This is a genomic window from Pseudomonas mercuritolerans (assembly GCF_025706525.1).
GTDB lineage: Bacteria > Pseudomonadota > Gammaproteobacteria > Pseudomonadales > Pseudomonadaceae > Aquipseudomonas > Aquipseudomonas mercuritolerans.
This window is the reverse complement of the sequence record NZ_JAMSHA010000002.1, coordinates 139,755-153,916: the sequence shown is the minus strand read 5'-3', so window position 1 is coordinate 153,916 and position 14,162 is coordinate 139,755. Positions and strand designations below refer to the sequence as shown.

Annotated in this window: 15 protein-coding genes; 4 read left to right on the top strand and 11 right to left on the bottom strand. The window is 60.4% G+C overall.

Annotation, left to right across the window (positions count from 1 at the left end; translation table 11 throughout):
• Window positions 1-54: 54 nt before the first annotated feature.
• Window positions 55-1,002, bottom strand: coding sequence for a choline ABC transporter substrate-binding protein (locus tag ND528_RS05445; protein ID WP_016772806.1), 948 nt, complete (start codon window positions 1,000-1,002; stop codon window positions 55-57).
• Window positions 1,003-1,437: 435 nt separating this feature from the next.
• Here ND528_RS05445 and ND528_RS05440 point away from each other — a divergent pair, with 435 nt between their 5' ends.
• Together ND528_RS05440 and gbdR are read left to right on the top strand one after the other, a co-directional pair.
• Window positions 1,438-2,814 carry an L-serine ammonia-lyase gene (locus tag ND528_RS05440; protein WP_263469865.1) on the top strand — a complete coding sequence of 459 codons (1,377 nt, stop codon included), beginning with the start codon at window positions 1,438-1,440 and terminating at the stop codon, window positions 2,812-2,814.
• Window positions 2,815-3,361: 547 nt separating this feature from the next.
• Entirely contained in the window at window positions 3,362-4,465 is a 1,104-nt protein-coding gene (gene gbdR, locus ND528_RS05435) for a choline metabolism transcriptional regulator GbdR (protein WP_007949927.1), read from the top strand.
• Between the two features lie 89 nt (window positions 4,466-4,554).
• Here the strand turns inward: gbdR and ND528_RS05430 are convergent, their stop codons facing one another.
• The 6 genes from ND528_RS05430 to ND528_RS05405 all read right to left on the bottom strand — a co-directional run bounded on the left by ND528_RS05430 (window position 4,555) and on the right by ND528_RS05405 (window position 10,031).
• The gene (locus ND528_RS05430) at window positions 4,555-4,818 is read right to left on the bottom strand and encodes a hypothetical protein (protein ID WP_016772808.1); all 264 of its coding nucleotides are present in this window, start codon (window positions 4,816-4,818) and stop codon (window positions 4,555-4,557) included.
• A gap of 371 nt (window positions 4,819-5,189) precedes the next feature.
• A complete protein-coding gene (locus tag ND528_RS05425) occupies window positions 5,190-6,353 on the bottom strand; it encodes a gamma-butyrobetaine dioxygenase (protein ID WP_263469864.1) in 1,164 nt (387 codons plus the stop codon).
• A gap of 23 nt (window positions 6,354-6,376) precedes the next feature.
• On the bottom strand, window positions 6,377-6,853 hold the full coding sequence (locus tag ND528_RS05420) for a thioesterase family protein (RefSeq protein ID WP_263469863.1): 477 nt from the start codon (window positions 6,851-6,853) through the stop codon (window positions 6,377-6,379).
• A gap of 127 nt (window positions 6,854-6,980) precedes the next feature.
• Window positions 6,981-7,946 (bottom strand): L-carnitine dehydrogenase, encoded by a 966-nt coding sequence (locus ND528_RS05415; protein WP_263469862.1) that lies wholly within the window; start codon window positions 7,944-7,946, stop codon window positions 6,981-6,983.
• A gap of 133 nt (window positions 7,947-8,079) precedes the next feature.
• Entirely contained in the window at window positions 8,080-8,967 is an 888-nt protein-coding gene (locus ND528_RS05410; RefSeq protein ID WP_263469861.1) for a BKACE family enzyme, read from the bottom strand.
• Window positions 8,968-9,086: 119 nt separating this feature from the next.
• Window positions 9,087-10,031 carry a choline ABC transporter substrate-binding protein gene (locus ND528_RS05405; RefSeq protein ID WP_263469860.1) on the bottom strand — a complete coding sequence of 315 codons (945 nt, stop codon included), beginning with the start codon at window positions 10,029-10,031 and terminating at the stop codon, window positions 9,087-9,089.
• Between the two features lie 191 nt (window positions 10,032-10,222).
• Between ND528_RS05405 and ND528_RS05400 the strand changes: the two genes are divergently transcribed.
• The gene (locus tag ND528_RS05400) at window positions 10,223-11,167 is read left to right on the top strand and encodes a GlxA family transcriptional regulator (protein WP_263469859.1); all 945 of its coding nucleotides are present in this window, start codon (window positions 10,223-10,225) and stop codon (window positions 11,165-11,167) included.
• Window positions 11,168-11,303: 136 nt separating this feature from the next.
• Here the strand turns inward: ND528_RS05400 and ND528_RS05395 are convergent, their stop codons facing one another.
• From ND528_RS05395 to ND528_RS05380, 4 genes are all read right to left on the bottom strand, one after another.
• Window positions 11,304-11,720, bottom strand: coding sequence for a DUF3010 family protein (locus ND528_RS05395; protein WP_263469858.1), 417 nt, complete (start codon window positions 11,718-11,720; stop codon window positions 11,304-11,306).
• A 28-nt stretch (window positions 11,721-11,748) separates the two neighbouring features.
• On the bottom strand, window positions 11,749-12,072 hold the full coding sequence (locus tag ND528_RS05390; protein WP_137214601.1) for a helix-turn-helix domain-containing protein: 324 nt from the start codon (window positions 12,070-12,072) through the stop codon (window positions 11,749-11,751).
• Window positions 12,056-12,310 (bottom strand): type II toxin-antitoxin system RelE family toxin, encoded by a 255-nt coding sequence (locus ND528_RS05385; protein ID WP_137214263.1) that lies wholly within the window; start codon window positions 12,308-12,310, stop codon window positions 12,056-12,058. Before ND528_RS05385 ends, ND528_RS05390 begins: the two co-directional genes overlap by 17 nt.
• Window positions 12,311-12,507: 197 nt before the next feature.
• Window positions 12,508-12,909 carry a lysozyme inhibitor LprI family protein gene (locus tag ND528_RS05380; RefSeq protein ID WP_073476459.1) on the bottom strand — a complete coding sequence of 134 codons (402 nt, stop codon included), beginning with the start codon at window positions 12,907-12,909 and terminating at the stop codon, window positions 12,508-12,510.
• Window positions 12,910-13,140: 231 nt separating this feature from the next.
• Between ND528_RS05380 and ND528_RS05375 the strand changes: the two genes are divergently transcribed.
• Window positions 13,141-14,118 carry a dipeptidase gene (locus tag ND528_RS05375; protein WP_024014597.1) on the top strand — a complete coding sequence of 326 codons (978 nt, stop codon included), beginning with the start codon at window positions 13,141-13,143 and terminating at the stop codon, window positions 14,116-14,118.
• The last annotated feature ends 44 nt before the right edge of the window (window positions 14,119-14,162 follow it).

Below are 14,162 nucleotides of genomic sequence, written 5' to 3'. Positions count from 1 at the left end.
GAAATTAACAGCCCGGGCAGGCACGCCTGCCCGGCATAAGCGGTGCCCCTCAAATCAAGGCGCGAGCTTGGCTTTCACGGCCTCCAGGCCTGGTTTACCGTCAATGGTGGTCACGCCAGCGAGCCAGGTATCGAGCACCTGTGGATTCTTTTTCAGCCAGGCCTTGGCGGCCGCGTCAGGCTTCATCTTGTCGTCGAGAATGTTGCCCATCAGTTCACTTTCCATGTCGACGGTGAACTCCAGGTTTTTCAACAGCTGACCGACGTTGCTGCATTCTTCGGCGTAACCCTTGCGGGTGTTGGTCGCCACGGTGGCTGCGCCGAAATCGGGGCCGAAGAAATCGTCGCCGCCGGTCAGGTATTGAATCTTGAAGCGCTTGTTCATCGGGTGCGGTGCCCAGCCGAGGAAGACCACGGCGGTGTCGCGCTTCTGCGCCCGGTCAACTTGCGAGAGCATGCCGGCCTCGGAAGATTCGACGATCTTGAAGCCAGCGGTTTTCAGGCCGAAGGCATCCTTGTCGATCATGCTCTGGATCAGCCGGTTGCCGTCGTTGCCCGGCTCGATGCCGTAGATCTTGCCGTCGAGCTCTTTCTTGAATTTGGCGATGTCGGCGAAGTCATGCAGGCCTTTGTCGTAGAGGGCTTGCGGCACGGCGAGGGTGTATTTGGCACCCTTGAGGTTGGTGCGCACGGTGTCGACGGTGCCGGCATCGCGATACGGCTTGATGTCGTTCTCCATGGTCGGCATCCAGTTACCGAGAAACACGTCCATGTTCTTGCCGTCGGCCAGCGACTTGTAGGTCACGGGCACGGAGATCATGGTGGTTTTGGTCTTGTAACCGAGGGCGTTGAGAACAACGGAAGTGGTGGCGGTGGTAGCGGTGATGTCGGTCCAGCCGACATCAGAGAAGTTAACGAGGCTGCACTGTGCCGGTTCTGCGGCTTGCGCCAGTAACGGCAGACTCAGCAGGGCGGCCAACAACAACGACGGGGAACCTTTCATGGATGGACTCCTTGGTGTTTTTTTTGGCAGTGTTCCGACTGTGGACCACCGCACTTATGGGTTGCGGTTGGTGGCGTTCTGACGACAGCTCTACCGCAGCGCCTTGCAATCGAGTCATCCCGATCATGTACCAGTGAAAATCTGACGCCTACAGGGAGGGTCGTATCCAGTACAGGGATGGTCGCTTCCAGTGTCGGTGACGTCGCTTACAGCTTTTTTCCGCCCCGGATGACCTGCTCAACGGCATAAAAACGGCGTATTTGCGGGGCGAAAACGTAACGACGCTGCTGGACATGACTGCGTCGGTGTCAGACGCCGAGCGCGCCGACAAAAGCCCGATGATGCCGGCATTCGGCGGATCGCAGCTTGAGCGTAGCAGCTCCGCCAGCGGGCGCTTTTGCCGTCCGGACCGGTATTCTCAGGAGCTTCGCAGCAATGGCTATCAGCGTTTTCGACCTGTTCAAAATCGGCATCGGCCCTTCCAGTTCCCACACCGTCGGGCCGATGCGCGCCGCCGCATTGTTCGTCGAGTCGCTGCGCGGCAAGCACCAGCTGGAACAGGTGCGGCGCATCGAGGTGCAGTTGTTCGGATCGCTTTCCGCCACCGGCATCGGTCACGGCAGCGACAACGCGGTGATCATGGGCCTGATGGGCGAGTGGCCGGACGCAATCGACCCGGCGCAGATCGGCCCGCGTATTCAGGCGCTGCGCGAGACGCATACGCTGTTATTGGATGGTCGTCTGTCGGTGCCATTTGTCTGGGCACGGGACATGCGCTTGATCGACGAAAACCTGCCATTCCATCCCAACGCCATGACCCTGATTGCCGAAGGCGAATTCGGCGAGCTGCACCGCGACACCTACTATTCAATCGGCGGTGGCTTCGTCGTTGATGAGGCGCAAGCGGCCAGCGGCGTGGTCGACCTGGATCGCACCGAATTACCCTACGATTTCTCCAGTGCGGTCGAGCTGCTGGAGTTGTGCAAAACGCACAACCTGCGCGTCGCTGAACTGATGATGGCCAACGAAAAGGTCTGGCGCAGCGAAGAAGAGATCCGTGCCGGGCTGATGAAACTGTGGCGGGCGATGCAGGATTGCGTCGAGCAAGGCCTCAAGCACGAAGGCATTCTGCCCGGCGGCCTGAACGTGCGGCGGCGTGCGGCGAAGTTGCACCGCAGCCTGCAAGAGCTGAATAAGCCCAATGTCATCGGCTCGACCCTGAGCGCGATGGAGTGGGTGAATCTGTTCGCCCTGGCCGTCAATGAAGAGAATGCTGCCGGCGGGCGCATGGTCACTGCACCGACCAACGGCGCGGCGGGGATCATCCCGGCGGTGCTGCACTATTTCATGAAGTTCAGCGAGGCGGTCACCGACGCCAACGTCGTCGACTATTTCCTCAGCGCAGCGGCGGTCGGCATTCTGTGCAAGAAGAATGCGTCGATCTCTGGGGCCGAGGTGGGCTGCCAGGGCGAGGTCGGTTCGGCCTGCGCCATGGCAGCGGCGGGGCTGGCGGAGATTCTTGGCGCCACGCCTGAGCAACTGTGCAACGCGGCGGAAATCGGCCTGGAGCACAACCTTGGTCTGACCTGCGACCCGGTCGGTGGGCTGGTGCAAGTGCCGTGCATCGAGCGCAATGCAATCGCGGCAGTGAAAGCCATCAACGCGGCGCAAATGGCCCTGCGCGGCGACGGGCAGCACTTTATCTCGCTGGACCGGGTGATCCGCACCATGCGCGATACCGGCGCCGATATGCATGACAAATATAAAGAGACTTCGCGCGGTGGCTTGGCGGTCAGTGCGGTTGAGTGCTGAGCCAGCCACACCGAGGTGGATTCTTCGCGAGCAGGCTCGCTCCCACAATAGATCTCCAGTGAACACAATATTTGTGAACCCCAGATTCCAGTGTGGGAGCGAGCCTGCTCGCGAAGGCGCCAGACCAGTCAAAACTGCTCAACAAAAGAACACCCCGATCCAGCCACGCCACCTTTTGGCGCGTCGCAATCAGACAAGCGTCACTGTCAGTCGTGACTTGACAGTCGTTACTCGACCGTCCGTCGTCCGTGCTTGCGGTGACACTCTGTGCAAATCCTCTGCAGGCCAGTTCCCACAAGTGCTACCGATCTGCTCACAGGCTGTGCGGCAGGGCTCTCGCAGCGTCTGATGGCGCTTCGAAATGGCATGTTCCGAGGTCTCGTATAGACGCGTCGCGAGGTCGTTTTCAGGAGTTATTGAATGGCCGTCCAATTTCAGGCACGGCAATTGCTCTGTCATAACAAAGCCTGCTTTCTCTGTGAGACGCGGGCAATAACAAGAGCCTCCGCCTGAGGCCGCCACCCGCTTTGTGTGAGGAGATACCGCGATGACGTCGTTCAACTCCGGGGCCCAACCCCAGAACCGTGCGCCTCAATCCATCGGCTTTCTGCTGCTGGACAATTTCACGCTGATTTCCCTGGCGTCCGCCGTTGAGCCGCTGCGCATGGCCAACCAGTTGTCCGGTCGCGAGCTGTATCGCTGGAGCACCCTCACCGTCGATGGCGGCCAGGTCTGGGCCAGTGACGGTCTGCAGATCACACCCGATGCCTCCATGCACAAAGCCCCGCCTCTGGACACGGTGATTGTCTGCGGCGGCATCGGCATTCAACGTACCGTAACCCGTGAACACGTCTCGTGGCTGCAAAGCCAGGCGCGCCAGTCCAAGCGCCTGGGCGCGGTGTGCACCGGCAGTTGGGCGCTGGCCTGCGCCGGTCTGCTCGACGGCTTCGATTGCAGCGTGCACTGGGAATGTCTGGCGGCGATGCAGGAAGCTTTCCCGCGGGTGGCCATGAGCACACGCCTGTTCACCCTCGATCGTAACCGCTTCACCAGCTCCGGCGGCACCGCGCCGCTGGACATGATGCTGCACCTGATCAGCCGCGATCACGGTCGCGAACTGTCGGCAGCGATCTCGGAGATGTTCGTCTACGAGCGCATCCGCAACGAACAGGATCACCAACGTGTGCCGCTCAAGCACATGCTCGGCACCAACCAGCCGAAGTTGCAGGAAATCGTCGCGCTGATGGAAGCCAACCTGGAAGAGCCGATCGATCTGGATGAACTGGCGGTGTATGTCGCGGTGTCGCGGCGACAGCTGGAGCGGTTGTTTCAGAAATACCTGCACTGCTCGCCGTCGCGCTATTACCTGAAGCTGCGCCTTATCCGCGCCCGGCAACTGCTCAAGCAGACGCCGATGTCGATCATCGAAGTGGCGTCGGTGTGTGGTTTCGTCTCCACGCCGCACTTCTCCAAGTGCTATCGCGAGTACTTCGGCATCCCGCCGCGTGACGAGCGCGTCGGCTCCAACACCACCCAGCAGGTGGCGATGCTGCCACTGCCGCAGGCCATCGTGATGTCGCCGCTGTCGGGGCCGATGTCAGCGCTGAGTCAGGCGCGCAATGAGTCGACGTTTGCCAGCGTAAGGCTGTAAAGCAAAAGATCGCAGCCTTCGGCAGCTCCTACATTTGGAATACGTTCCCCTGTAGGCGCTGCCGAAGGCTGCGATCTTTTGATCTTTTCTCAGGCGCTGTGGGACTGCTGGTAATCCGAGAGGGCCGGCAACAATTGCTTGTCGATCGCCTGACGCACCGCCGGCTGAATGCTGGCGCCGCTGGTGTACATGTCCTTGACCATCTTGCGCAGTTCGAATGCGCGAACATTATCCAGGCCACGCACCGCACACTCGCAGGCCTGCTCGGCGGTGGTACCGCTCGGCACCTGAATACCCAAGGCCTTGAGCTGGCCCAACAGATCTTCCTGGTCAATCAAATCGGCGTACATCATTACGCAAATCCTTCTGTGGCAACGGAGGTCTTGGCTCGATTCTGGTGGCCCCGACCGGACGCGGCAAGGGCGTTTTGTCGCGGTGGCCGGGACGACTATGAACAGGTCGTTTTCGGCTAACCGACTGAATGGACGACTAGGCACACTGGCCCCAGCTCGCTTCACGAAGGTTTGGTCACCCTCGCCTGGCAGCTCCTCAACAGTACCCTCCTCAGCTCCGATCCTGTCACGGCTTGATCGGAGTTTTTTTTGCTTGTGAATCAGCCAGAGATTTGTTGTTCCCGCTGACGCTTTCGCGAGCAGGCTCGCTCCCACTTTGCAATGCGTACCCCTGTGGGAGCGAGCCTGCTCGCGAAGAACGATGACGCGGTTCAACGTTGCAACACCAGAATCCGCGACAACAACTCATCCCGGTCGACATAGCAGCCCTGAAAATGCCGCGCCCCGGTCGCTGGATCAAAGGCATTGCGCGCATGCAGCGTGCGGCGGTTGTCAAAGCACCACAACTCGCCCGGCTTGAGCCGCTGCATCAGCCGAAACCGCGGCTCGCGGGTCATCGCAATAAAGCGCCGATAGGCTCGATACAGCAGCGGCATCTGCGCCACCGACGTATCGAACGCCCCGCGCAGAAAGTTGGCCATGCGAATCTCCGCCACCCGGCCCAGCGCATCCACAGCGATGATCGGCGCCAGGCAGCGATAGTCGCTGTGCCGGTCCTTGTTGCGAAATTCCACGGGGATTTCACACAGGGCCTCAAACAGCTGCGGCTCCTCCTGACGCAAGGCCTCGGCGATCGCAAAACCATCGACGAAAATACTCTCGCCACCCTCGGCATCATTCACCAGACAATGCAGAAATTGCAGCCCCGGTTGCAGCTCGCGAGTCGGCAGATCCGTGTGCAATGGCAGGTTGAAGGCGGTGTAGGCGTTGCTGTCGGCGTCGGCTTTGGATTGCACATTGAACAGCACGCCGAAGTTGCTTTCGCGGATGAAGGAAATCCGCTGCGCGATGAGCTTTAGCGAGCCCGGCTCGGCGGGCACGCCGCGCACTTGGGTCAGGCCGATGTCGCGCACGGCGAGCAACCATTGCAGCAGCGCGGCGTTGTCGTTCATCAGCGCGGTGTAGTCGAACACCGGCAACTGCAGATCGCTGTGCCACAAATGGGGCTGCGGTTTGCCGGCCAGGCGTTCGGCGCGGGATTCATCGTCATAGGCATGTGCGCGCAACCAGCCCGGGTCAAAGCGGCTGAGGTGACCGTCCTGCCAGTCGATACGCAGGCAACCATCGCTGTCGATGCGCGTGGCCAGCGGTTGCAAATCCTCGGTGGCATCGACGCTCTCGAAAACCTGCTCGCGAGTAACGTTGTAGACACAGCGATCACACGGGCAATTGTCGCGCAGCCATACGTGGTGAAACGGGCTGACACGTCCGTCAGCCCATTCGATGACAACGCGATCCGCCAGACCCTGCACGCCACCGAGCGCGCTGATCAACGGATAAGTACGAAAATCGGCAACAGCGACGGCGGTGTTCATGGCGGCTCCTTGGCAGTGGGGATTTACCGAGCGGGTGGCAGCGCGATCACGCGACCGATGTAAACGGGAGCGGGCAGGTCGGTTTGCTCTGCGACGATGGCTTGCAGGCGATGCAACGTATCGGGGCTGAACGGCGCCGAGCGCGGGCCGGCGAGGTCGACGTGCAAAAGCATCTGTTCGTTGCCGGCCAACTCTTGCTCATCGCCGATTTTGTGCAGGCTGTGGTAGAGGTGCAGGCGCTTGCTGTCGTGGCCGATGATTTGCGTGCGCACTTCGACCTCGGTGTCGAGTTTCACTTCGTGCAGATAATTGAGGTGCAGTTCGAGAGTGAACAGCGAATGGCCGCTGGCCTCGCGGTTGCTGCTGTCCATGCCGAGGCGGTCCATCAGCGCATCGGTGGCGTAGCTGAAGATCAGCAAGTAAAAGGCGTCGCGCAAGTGACCGTTGTAGTCGACCCAGTCGGGGATGATGCTGGTTTGGTAGGTGGTGAGGTGGGGCATGGTTTCGGTTCCAACATTGATGATGACTGGACTGCCGTCTTCGCGAGCAGGCTCGCTCCCACATTGAAATGCGTTTACCTGTGGGAGCGAGCCTGCTCGCGAAGAGGCCGGAAGCGCTCTGCAAGGTCTATTCGCTGAAACTCATCCCATGCTTTTCCTTGGTGGTTTTCACCGCCTCGAGCACCGCCAGCAAACAATCATCACGATAGCGCTCCAGCGCCGAAATGCTGTGTCGACCGAGTTGATCGGTGGTGCCATCGACCACATCATCGATCAACTTGTCGGTCAGCTCCGGTGCTGGCAGATATGTCCACGGCAATTGCAACGCCGGGCCGAACTGCGACATGAAGTGGCGCATGCCGGCATCGCCGCCGGCCAGGGTGTAGGTCAAGAACGTGCCCATGAACGACCAGCGCAGACCAGCGCCAAAACGGATTGCATCGTCGATCTCGCCGGTCGTCGCCACACCGTCATTGACCAGGTGCAACGCCTCACGCCACAGCGCTTCAAGCAAGCGATCGGCGATGAATCCCGGCACTTCCTTGCGCACATGCAACGGGCGCATGCCGAGGGATTCGTAGACTTGCATCGCCGCGTGCACCGCCTCCGGCGCGGTGTTTCTGCCGCCGACGACTTCGACCAGCGGCAACAGATAAACCGGGTTGAACGGATGCCCGACCACGCAGCGTTCAGGGTGCGTCGAACTCTCGTAGAACTCGCTGGGCAAAAGGCCTGAAGTGCTGGAGCCGATCAGCGCATCGGGCTTGGCGGCGGCGCTGATCTTGCTGTGCAGATCGAGCTTCAGTTCCAGCCGTTCCGGGGCGCTTTCCTGGATGAAATCGGCGTCACGCACGCATTCCTCGATGGTTGCGACAAAACGCAGACGGTCCTGCGAAGCGCCGGGCGCCAGGCCGTTCTTCTCCAGCGCGCCCCAGGCATTGGCTACGCGTTGGCGCAATGCCGCTTCGGCGCCGGGCGCCGGGTCCCAGGCCACCACGTCGAGGCCGTGGGCGAGGGCGCGGGCGACCCAGCCACTGCCGATGACACCACTGCCCAGAGCGGCGAAGGTTTTGATTTCGGTGATAAAGCGCATGGTGATGTCCTGAAGAGTTCGAAGAGCCCTGTAGGAGCTGCCGAAGGCTGCGATCTTTTGATCTTGCTTCTAAAAAATCAAAGTCAAAAGATCGCAGCCTTCGGCAGCTCCTACAGGTGAAATGGGTGATGGATCAGCCGCGCTGGGTCAGGCCCATTTTTTTGCGACCTTCGGCCGGCGTAAGCACGCGGGCACCGAGGCGGCTGAGGATTTCCGTGGCGCGTTCAACCAATTGGCCATTGGTCGCCAGCACGCCTTTGTCCAGCCACAGGTTGTCTTCCAGCCCGACCCGCACGTTGCCGCCGAGCAGCACCGCTTGCGCCGCCATCGGCATCTGCATGCGGCCGATGCCGAAGCCGGCCCAGACCGCGTCGGCGGGCAGGTTGTCGACCATGGCTTTCATCGTGGTGGTGTCGGCCGGCGCGCCCCACGGGATGCCCAGACACAGCTGGAACAACGGGTTGTCGAGCAAGCCTTCCTTGATCATCTGCTTGGCGAACCACAGATGCCCGGTGTCGAAAATCTCCAGTTCGGCCTTCACCCCCAGTTCGGTGATGCGCTTGGCGCCGGCGCGCAGTTGCGCCGGGGTCGAGACGTAAATGGTGTCGCCGTCGCCGAAGTTCAGCGTGCCGCAATCGAGGGTGCAGATTTCCGGCAGCAGTTCTTCAACGTGGGCGAGACGGGTCAGCGGACCGACCAGATCGGTGTTCGGGCCGAACTCCATCGGCTTCTCGCCAGGGCCGATTTCCAGGTCGCCGCCCATCCCGGCGGTGAGGTTGACGATGATGTCGACGTCCGCCTCGCGGATGCGCTCCATCACTTCGCGGTACAGCGCCACGTCACGGCTGAACTTGCCGGTCTGCGGGTCGCGCACATGGCAGTGCACGACGGTGGCGCCGGCCTTGGCCGCTTCCACCGCGGCAGCGGCAATCTGTTGCGGGGTGACCGGCACGTGTGGACTTTTGGCGGTCGTGTCGCCAGCACCGGTGAGTGCGCAGGTGATGATGACGTCGTGGTTCATGATGCGTTTTCCTTCAGGCGTGATGGGTCTGTCCGCAGCCCGTGGCGGGGCTGCGAAGCGTCGTTAAATTCCCTCTCCCTTGGGAGAGGGCTAGGGTGAGGGGGCTTTTGATCGCAAGGTTATTTGCTGGTCAGTTGCAGATTTTCAGCAGCCGGTTTGCCATCGAAAGTCGTCACACCTTCAAGCCAGCGCTGTTTGTCTTCGGGGTGATCCTTGAGCCACTGCTTCGCCGACTCGAAGGCATCCTTGTGATCGAGCAGCGGCTGCATCATCCGGCTCTCGGCTTCGGCGGTGAATGTCAGGTTGGTCAGCAGGCGGCCGATGTTCGGGCATTGCTCGGCGTACTTCGGTGATGTGACCGTCCACACCGTGGCCATGCCTTCGTTCGGGCCGAGGGCGTCTTCGCTGCCGGTCAGATAGGTCATCTGGATGTTGACGTTCATCGGGTGCGGCGCCCAGCCGAAGAACACCACGGCTTCCTTCCGGCGCACGGCGCGGTCGACGGCAGCGAGCATGCCGGCCTCGCTCGATTCGACCAGCTGGAATTTGCCCAGACCAAACTGGTTCTTGGCGATCATCGCTTTGATCTGCGTGTTGGCGCCCGAGCCTGGCTCGATGCCGTAGATCTTGCCGCCCAGTTCCTTTTCGAACTTAGCGATGTCAGCGAAGGTTTTCAGGCCCTTGTCAGCCAGATAGGTCGGCACGGCGAGGGTGGCGCGGGCATCTTTCAGGCTCGGTGCTTCGAGCACTTTCACTTGATTGGCCTCGACGAATGGCGTGATGGTCTGGGTCATCAGCGGGTTCCAGTAGCCGAGGAACAAGTCCAGGCGCTGATCGCGAATCCCGGCGAAGATGATTTGTTGCGAGGCGCTGGTCTGTTTGGTGCTGTAGCCGAGGCCGTCGAGCAGGACCTGGGTCATGGCACTGGTGGCGATCACGTCAGTCCAGTTGACCACGCCCATGCGTACGTTCTTGCAGGCGGCCGGTTCGGCCGCCATCACGCCGGTGCTGAAGAAAGCGGTACCGCTGAGTGCAAGAACGCAGCTGCTGATCAGTCGTTTCATGTCGGGTTCCTCGGCAGTTCGATTATTGTGGTTCCCGGCATCTGCGCGCCGGTGAGGCCAAGTTACGCAGCTATAGGCCCGTGAAAGCGCACTGCGGCGACTGGCATTTGCACTGTAGCGACCTGCACGCTTGAACGCCGCCGATAATCGGCGTATCAACGAGCCACGCGACCCGCCAACCGAGTGCGCCCATGTCCCAGGATTTCTACTTTTTGCTGATGCCGGGGTTCTCCGCCATCGGCTTTATTTCCGCGATCGAACCGTTGCGCGTGGCCAACCGCTTTCGCGGCGAGTTGTACCGCTGGCATGTGCTCAGCGCCGATGGCGGCGCGGTACTGGCGAGCAACGGCATGTCGGTCAACGCCGATGCGGCACTGGAGCCGCTGAAGAAAGGCGCGACCTTGCTGGTGGTGGCCGGCTTCGAACCGCTGAAGTTCATCACGCCGACACTGGAGCACTGGTTGCGCAGGCTGGACAAGGACGGCGTAACCCTCGGCGCCATCGACACCGGCAGCTTCGTCCTCGCCGAAGCGGGTCTGCTCGATGGCCATCGCCTGACCCTGCACTGGGAGGCGATCGATGCGTTCAAGGAGTCTTATCCACAGCTCAGCGTGACGCAGGAATTGTTTGAGATCGATCGGCGGCGGATCACTTCGGCGGGTGGCACGGCCTCGATTGATCTGATGCTCGACCTGATCGCCCAGGCCCACGGCCCGCAACTGGCGATTCAGGTCAGCGAACAGTTTGTGCTCGGGCGCAACCGCCCGCGCAAAGACCACCAGCGCATGGAAGTCGCCACGCGCTACGGCATCAGCAACAAGAAACTGGTGCAGGTGATTGGCGAAATGGAACAACACAGCGAACCGCCGCTGACTACGCTGCAACTGGCCGAGTCGATCAAGGTTACGCGGCGGCAACTGGAGCGCTTGTTTCGGCTGCATCTGAACGATACGCCGAGCAACTTCTATCTGCGGTTAAGGCTTGAGAAAGCCCGGCAGCTGTTGCGCCAGACCGACATGAGCGTGCTCGAAGTCAGCATCGCCTGCGGCTTTGAATCACCGTCGTATTTCACCCGCAGCTATCGCGCGCGTTTCGCCCGCTGCCCCCGGGAAGACCGGCGTACCGCACAGGCGTGAATGGGCCTGCATGAAAACAATGTGGGAGCGAGCCTGCTCGCGAAAGCGGTCTGTCATCCAACACTGATGTTGCCTGACACATTGCATTCGCGAGCAGGCTCGCTCCCACATTTAATTTTCGGCGTCTGAGAGAGGGTTATTTCTTCACCAACGCCGAACACGCCGCCTTGTAAGCCTCATGCTGATATTTGTTCAACGTCCCCGGCAGCTCGAAACTGTGCTTCTTGGCCTGGGCATTGATCGTCTGCGGCGACAGCAGCGTCACCTCACAACCATCAAGCAGTTGAAACACGCCCTCGATCTTGAACGTCGTCGGCCCACCGGCAAACTCGCCCTTTTTGCTGCGCTTTTTGATCGCGATCCGGTCCACCGAGTTTTCCCGCACAAACGACGCGACCTGCGCCGCGAACCGCCGCACGTTCGCCGCCTCGTCATCGTCATCCAGAGCAATCTTCTTCGTGGCGAGAGGGACGTGGCTCAACGTCGAACCGTCGAGCGCCGCCACGGCGATGATCGCTTCGCTGCCTTTGATTTCAATGCCGCAGATGTTCATGGGAATTCCTTGGAATAAAGAGGGCAGCTTACAGCTCAAGCTGACTGGCTGTGATGCCGAACGCGGCGGCGATTTTCTCGCGGGTGGCCTTGCGGGGTTTGGCGACTGTTTCCTGCTGGGCAAACGCCGGTTGCGAGATGCCCATGCGATTCGCCACTTCTTCCTGAGTCAGGTTGAGATGTTCGCGCCAGGCGCGGATCGGTGTTGCGCCATCAACGATTCGACTTACTACCTCATGGGGAATCAGATCGGGCTGTATTTTCTGTGCGACATATTGAGCGTAGGGGATAACCACGAATGCAGGATTACCCTCGGCGTCATTGATTATTTGAATGTCAGTAGGTGCGTTCATCACGTTTTTTGACCTCTTGTATACTGACCACTTTGATTGCGCCATCCCAGTCGAACATGACTCGATAATTGCCGACACGCAGTCGGTAAGCGTAGTCACGACCAACCAATGCTTTTACGTTGTCAACATCGGGCATGTCGGCAAGCGCCGTGACGGCGTCGCGAACCTTCCCTTGGTGCACGGAATGCAATTTCAAAAGCTGCTTAACAGCTTTGCGAGTCCAGTGGATGCTGTTCATAGAAGAATATAAGTCTTTTATAAGATTCGCGAATCTTTGCTTATATTTTTCCAGTGACCAATAAACAAGGCGTGTCGGCATGTTGCGCGTGTGCGTCGCTACTGGCCATCAAGGCACAGCCTGTCGGCTCGATCGCAATATGATGGTTGAGGACGAGGTTACGCCGATGAAGCCGCAACAGCCGTCCAGACCTTCTATCACTCCTGCCCGATCGACTCCAAAAACTCCGACCGTTCATCACTCATCCGCGCGACACAATCATTCTGCGCAATGGTGAACGCCTTGCTCCCCGCCGTTGCCGGGAATGCTTCCACCGCGCAATCCGCATCCCGGGTCTTCAACCATTGTTGCTGGGCGGTCTTGAGTTTGGCGGTGATGTCGGCCAGTTGCGTCGGGTTCTTGCCGTAGGCGGTCTGCATGCGTTCGTTGAGGCTGGCGTAGTTGTCTTTGAGCAAGTCTTCGGCGGTGCTGCGGCTGTAGGCGGAGCATTCCAAGGTCTGGATGTCGTTTTCCACCGCGTCGCACGGGTTGTTCTCGGATTCTTCGGCGGCGTGGGCGCCGGTCGCAATCAGTGCCAGGGCGAGGAAGATCGATTTCATTGGGGTCGCTCTAATCCGTTGGTAGGTGCAGGCTGCGGCAGATTCTGGCGTAAGCGCGCGGGCTTGAACAGCCAGCCGAGGAGGGTGGCCGACGACCCTTTGTCGCGGATTGACGCTTTCGGCAATTCCCCTGTCGTTTTTGCACCCGGTCGCCCCGGCACCGAGGCATATGCTGGCCCCAAAGCGCCGGCAGACGATTCGGCGCATGAATCGCCAATAAGGGGACGCCTGATGAGCCCAGCCGAATTACACGCCGACAGCATCGTTATCGACGGTCTGATCATTGCCAAATGGAACCGCGAGCTGTTCGAAGACATGCGCAAGGGCGGTCTGACGGCGGCCAACTGCACTGTGTCGGTGTGGGAAGGCTTTCAGGCGACCGTGAACAACATTGCTGCCAGCCAGAAACTGATCCGCGAAAACAGCGACCTGGTGATGCCGGTGCGCACCACCGCCGACATCCGTCGGGCCAAGGAGCAGGGCAAGACCGGCATCCTCTTCGGCTTCCAGAACGCCCACGCTTTCGAAGACCAGATCGGTTATGTCGAGGTGTTCAAGCAGCTCGGCGTCGGTATCGTGCAGATGTGCTACAACACCCAGAATCTGGTCGGCACCGGTTGCTACGAGCGTGACGGCGGCCTGTCGGGTTTCGGTCGCGAGATTGTTGCCGAGATGAACCGCGTCGGCGTCATGTGCGACCTGTCCCACGTCGGTTCCAAGACTTCCGAAGAAGTCATCCTCGAATCGAAAAAACCGGTCTGCTACTCGCATTGCCTGCCGTCGGGTCTCAAAGAGCACCCGCGCAACAAGTCCGATGCAGAGCTTAAGTTCATTGCCGACCACGGCGGTTTCGTCGGCGTGACCATGTTCGCGCCGTTCCTCGCCAAGGGCATCGATTCGACCATCGACGATTACGCCGAAGCGATCGAATACACCATGAACATTGTTGGCGAAGACGCCATCGGCATCGGCACCGATTTCACTCAGGGTCACGGCCAGGACTTTTTCGAATACCTGACCCACGACAAGGGCTACGCCCGCCGTCTGACCAGTTTCGGCAAGATCATCAACCCGCTGGGCATCCGTACCGTCGGCGAATTCCCCAACCTCACCGAAACCCTGCTCAAGCGCGGCCATTCCGAGCGCGTGGTGCGCAAGATCATGGGCGAGAACTGGGTAAGCGTTCTTAAGAACGTCTGGGGCGAATAACGCTTTCTCAAGACCGCCGCCGATCTGCCCCCTCTCCTGCGGGA

Bases quoted from the DNA above. Each gene is read 5' to 3' on its own strand.
- ND528_RS05385 (WP_137214263.1), bottom strand. From the start codon at position 12,310: ATGAACAGCATCCACTGGACTCGCAAAGCTGTTAAGCAGCTTTTGAAA.
- ND528_RS05380 (WP_073476459.1), bottom strand. From the start codon at position 12,909: ATGAAATCGATCTTCCTCGCCCTGGCACTGATTGCGACCGGCGCCCAC.
- ND528_RS05405 (WP_263469860.1), bottom strand. From the start codon at position 10,031: ATGAAACGACTGATCAGCAGCTGCGTTCTTGCACTCAGCGGTACCGCT.
- ND528_RS05390 (WP_137214601.1), bottom strand. From the start codon at position 12,072: ATGAACGCACCTACTGACATTCAAATAATCAATGACGCCGAGGGTAAT.
- ND528_RS05440 (WP_263469865.1), top strand. From the start codon at position 1,438: ATGGCTATCAGCGTTTTCGACCTGTTCAAAATCGGCATCGGCCCTTCC.
- ND528_RS05400 (WP_263469859.1), top strand. From the start codon at position 10,223: ATGTCCCAGGATTTCTACTTTTTGCTGATGCCGGGGTTCTCCGCCATC.
- ND528_RS05445 (WP_016772806.1), bottom strand. From the start codon at position 1,002: ATGAAAGGTTCCCCGTCGTTGTTGTTGGCCGCCCTGCTGAGTCTGCCG.
- ND528_RS05375 (WP_024014597.1), top strand. From the start codon at position 13,141: ATGAGCCCAGCCGAATTACACGCCGACAGCATCGTTATCGACGGTCTG.
- ND528_RS05430 (WP_016772808.1), bottom strand. From the start codon at position 4,818: ATGATGTACGCCGATTTGATTGACCAGGAAGATCTGTTGGGCCAGCTC.
- ND528_RS05420 (WP_263469863.1), bottom strand. From the start codon at position 6,853: ATGCCCCACCTCACCACCTACCAAACCAGCATCATCCCCGACTGGGTC.
- ND528_RS05425 (WP_263469864.1), bottom strand. From the start codon at position 6,353: ATGAACACCGCCGTCGCTGTTGCCGATTTTCGTACTTATCCGTTGATC.
- ND528_RS05395 (WP_263469858.1), bottom strand. From the start codon at position 11,720: ATGAACATCTGCGGCATTGAAATCAAAGGCAGCGAAGCGATCATCGCC.
- ND528_RS05415 (WP_263469862.1), bottom strand. From the start codon at position 7,946: ATGCGCTTTATCACCGAAATCAAAACCTTCGCCGCTCTGGGCAGTGGT.
- ND528_RS05410 (WP_263469861.1), bottom strand. From the start codon at position 8,967: ATGAACCACGACGTCATCATCACCTGCGCACTCACCGGTGCTGGCGAC.
- gbdR (WP_007949927.1), top strand. From the start codon at position 3,362: ATGACGTCGTTCAACTCCGGGGCCCAACCCCAGAACCGTGCGCCTCAA.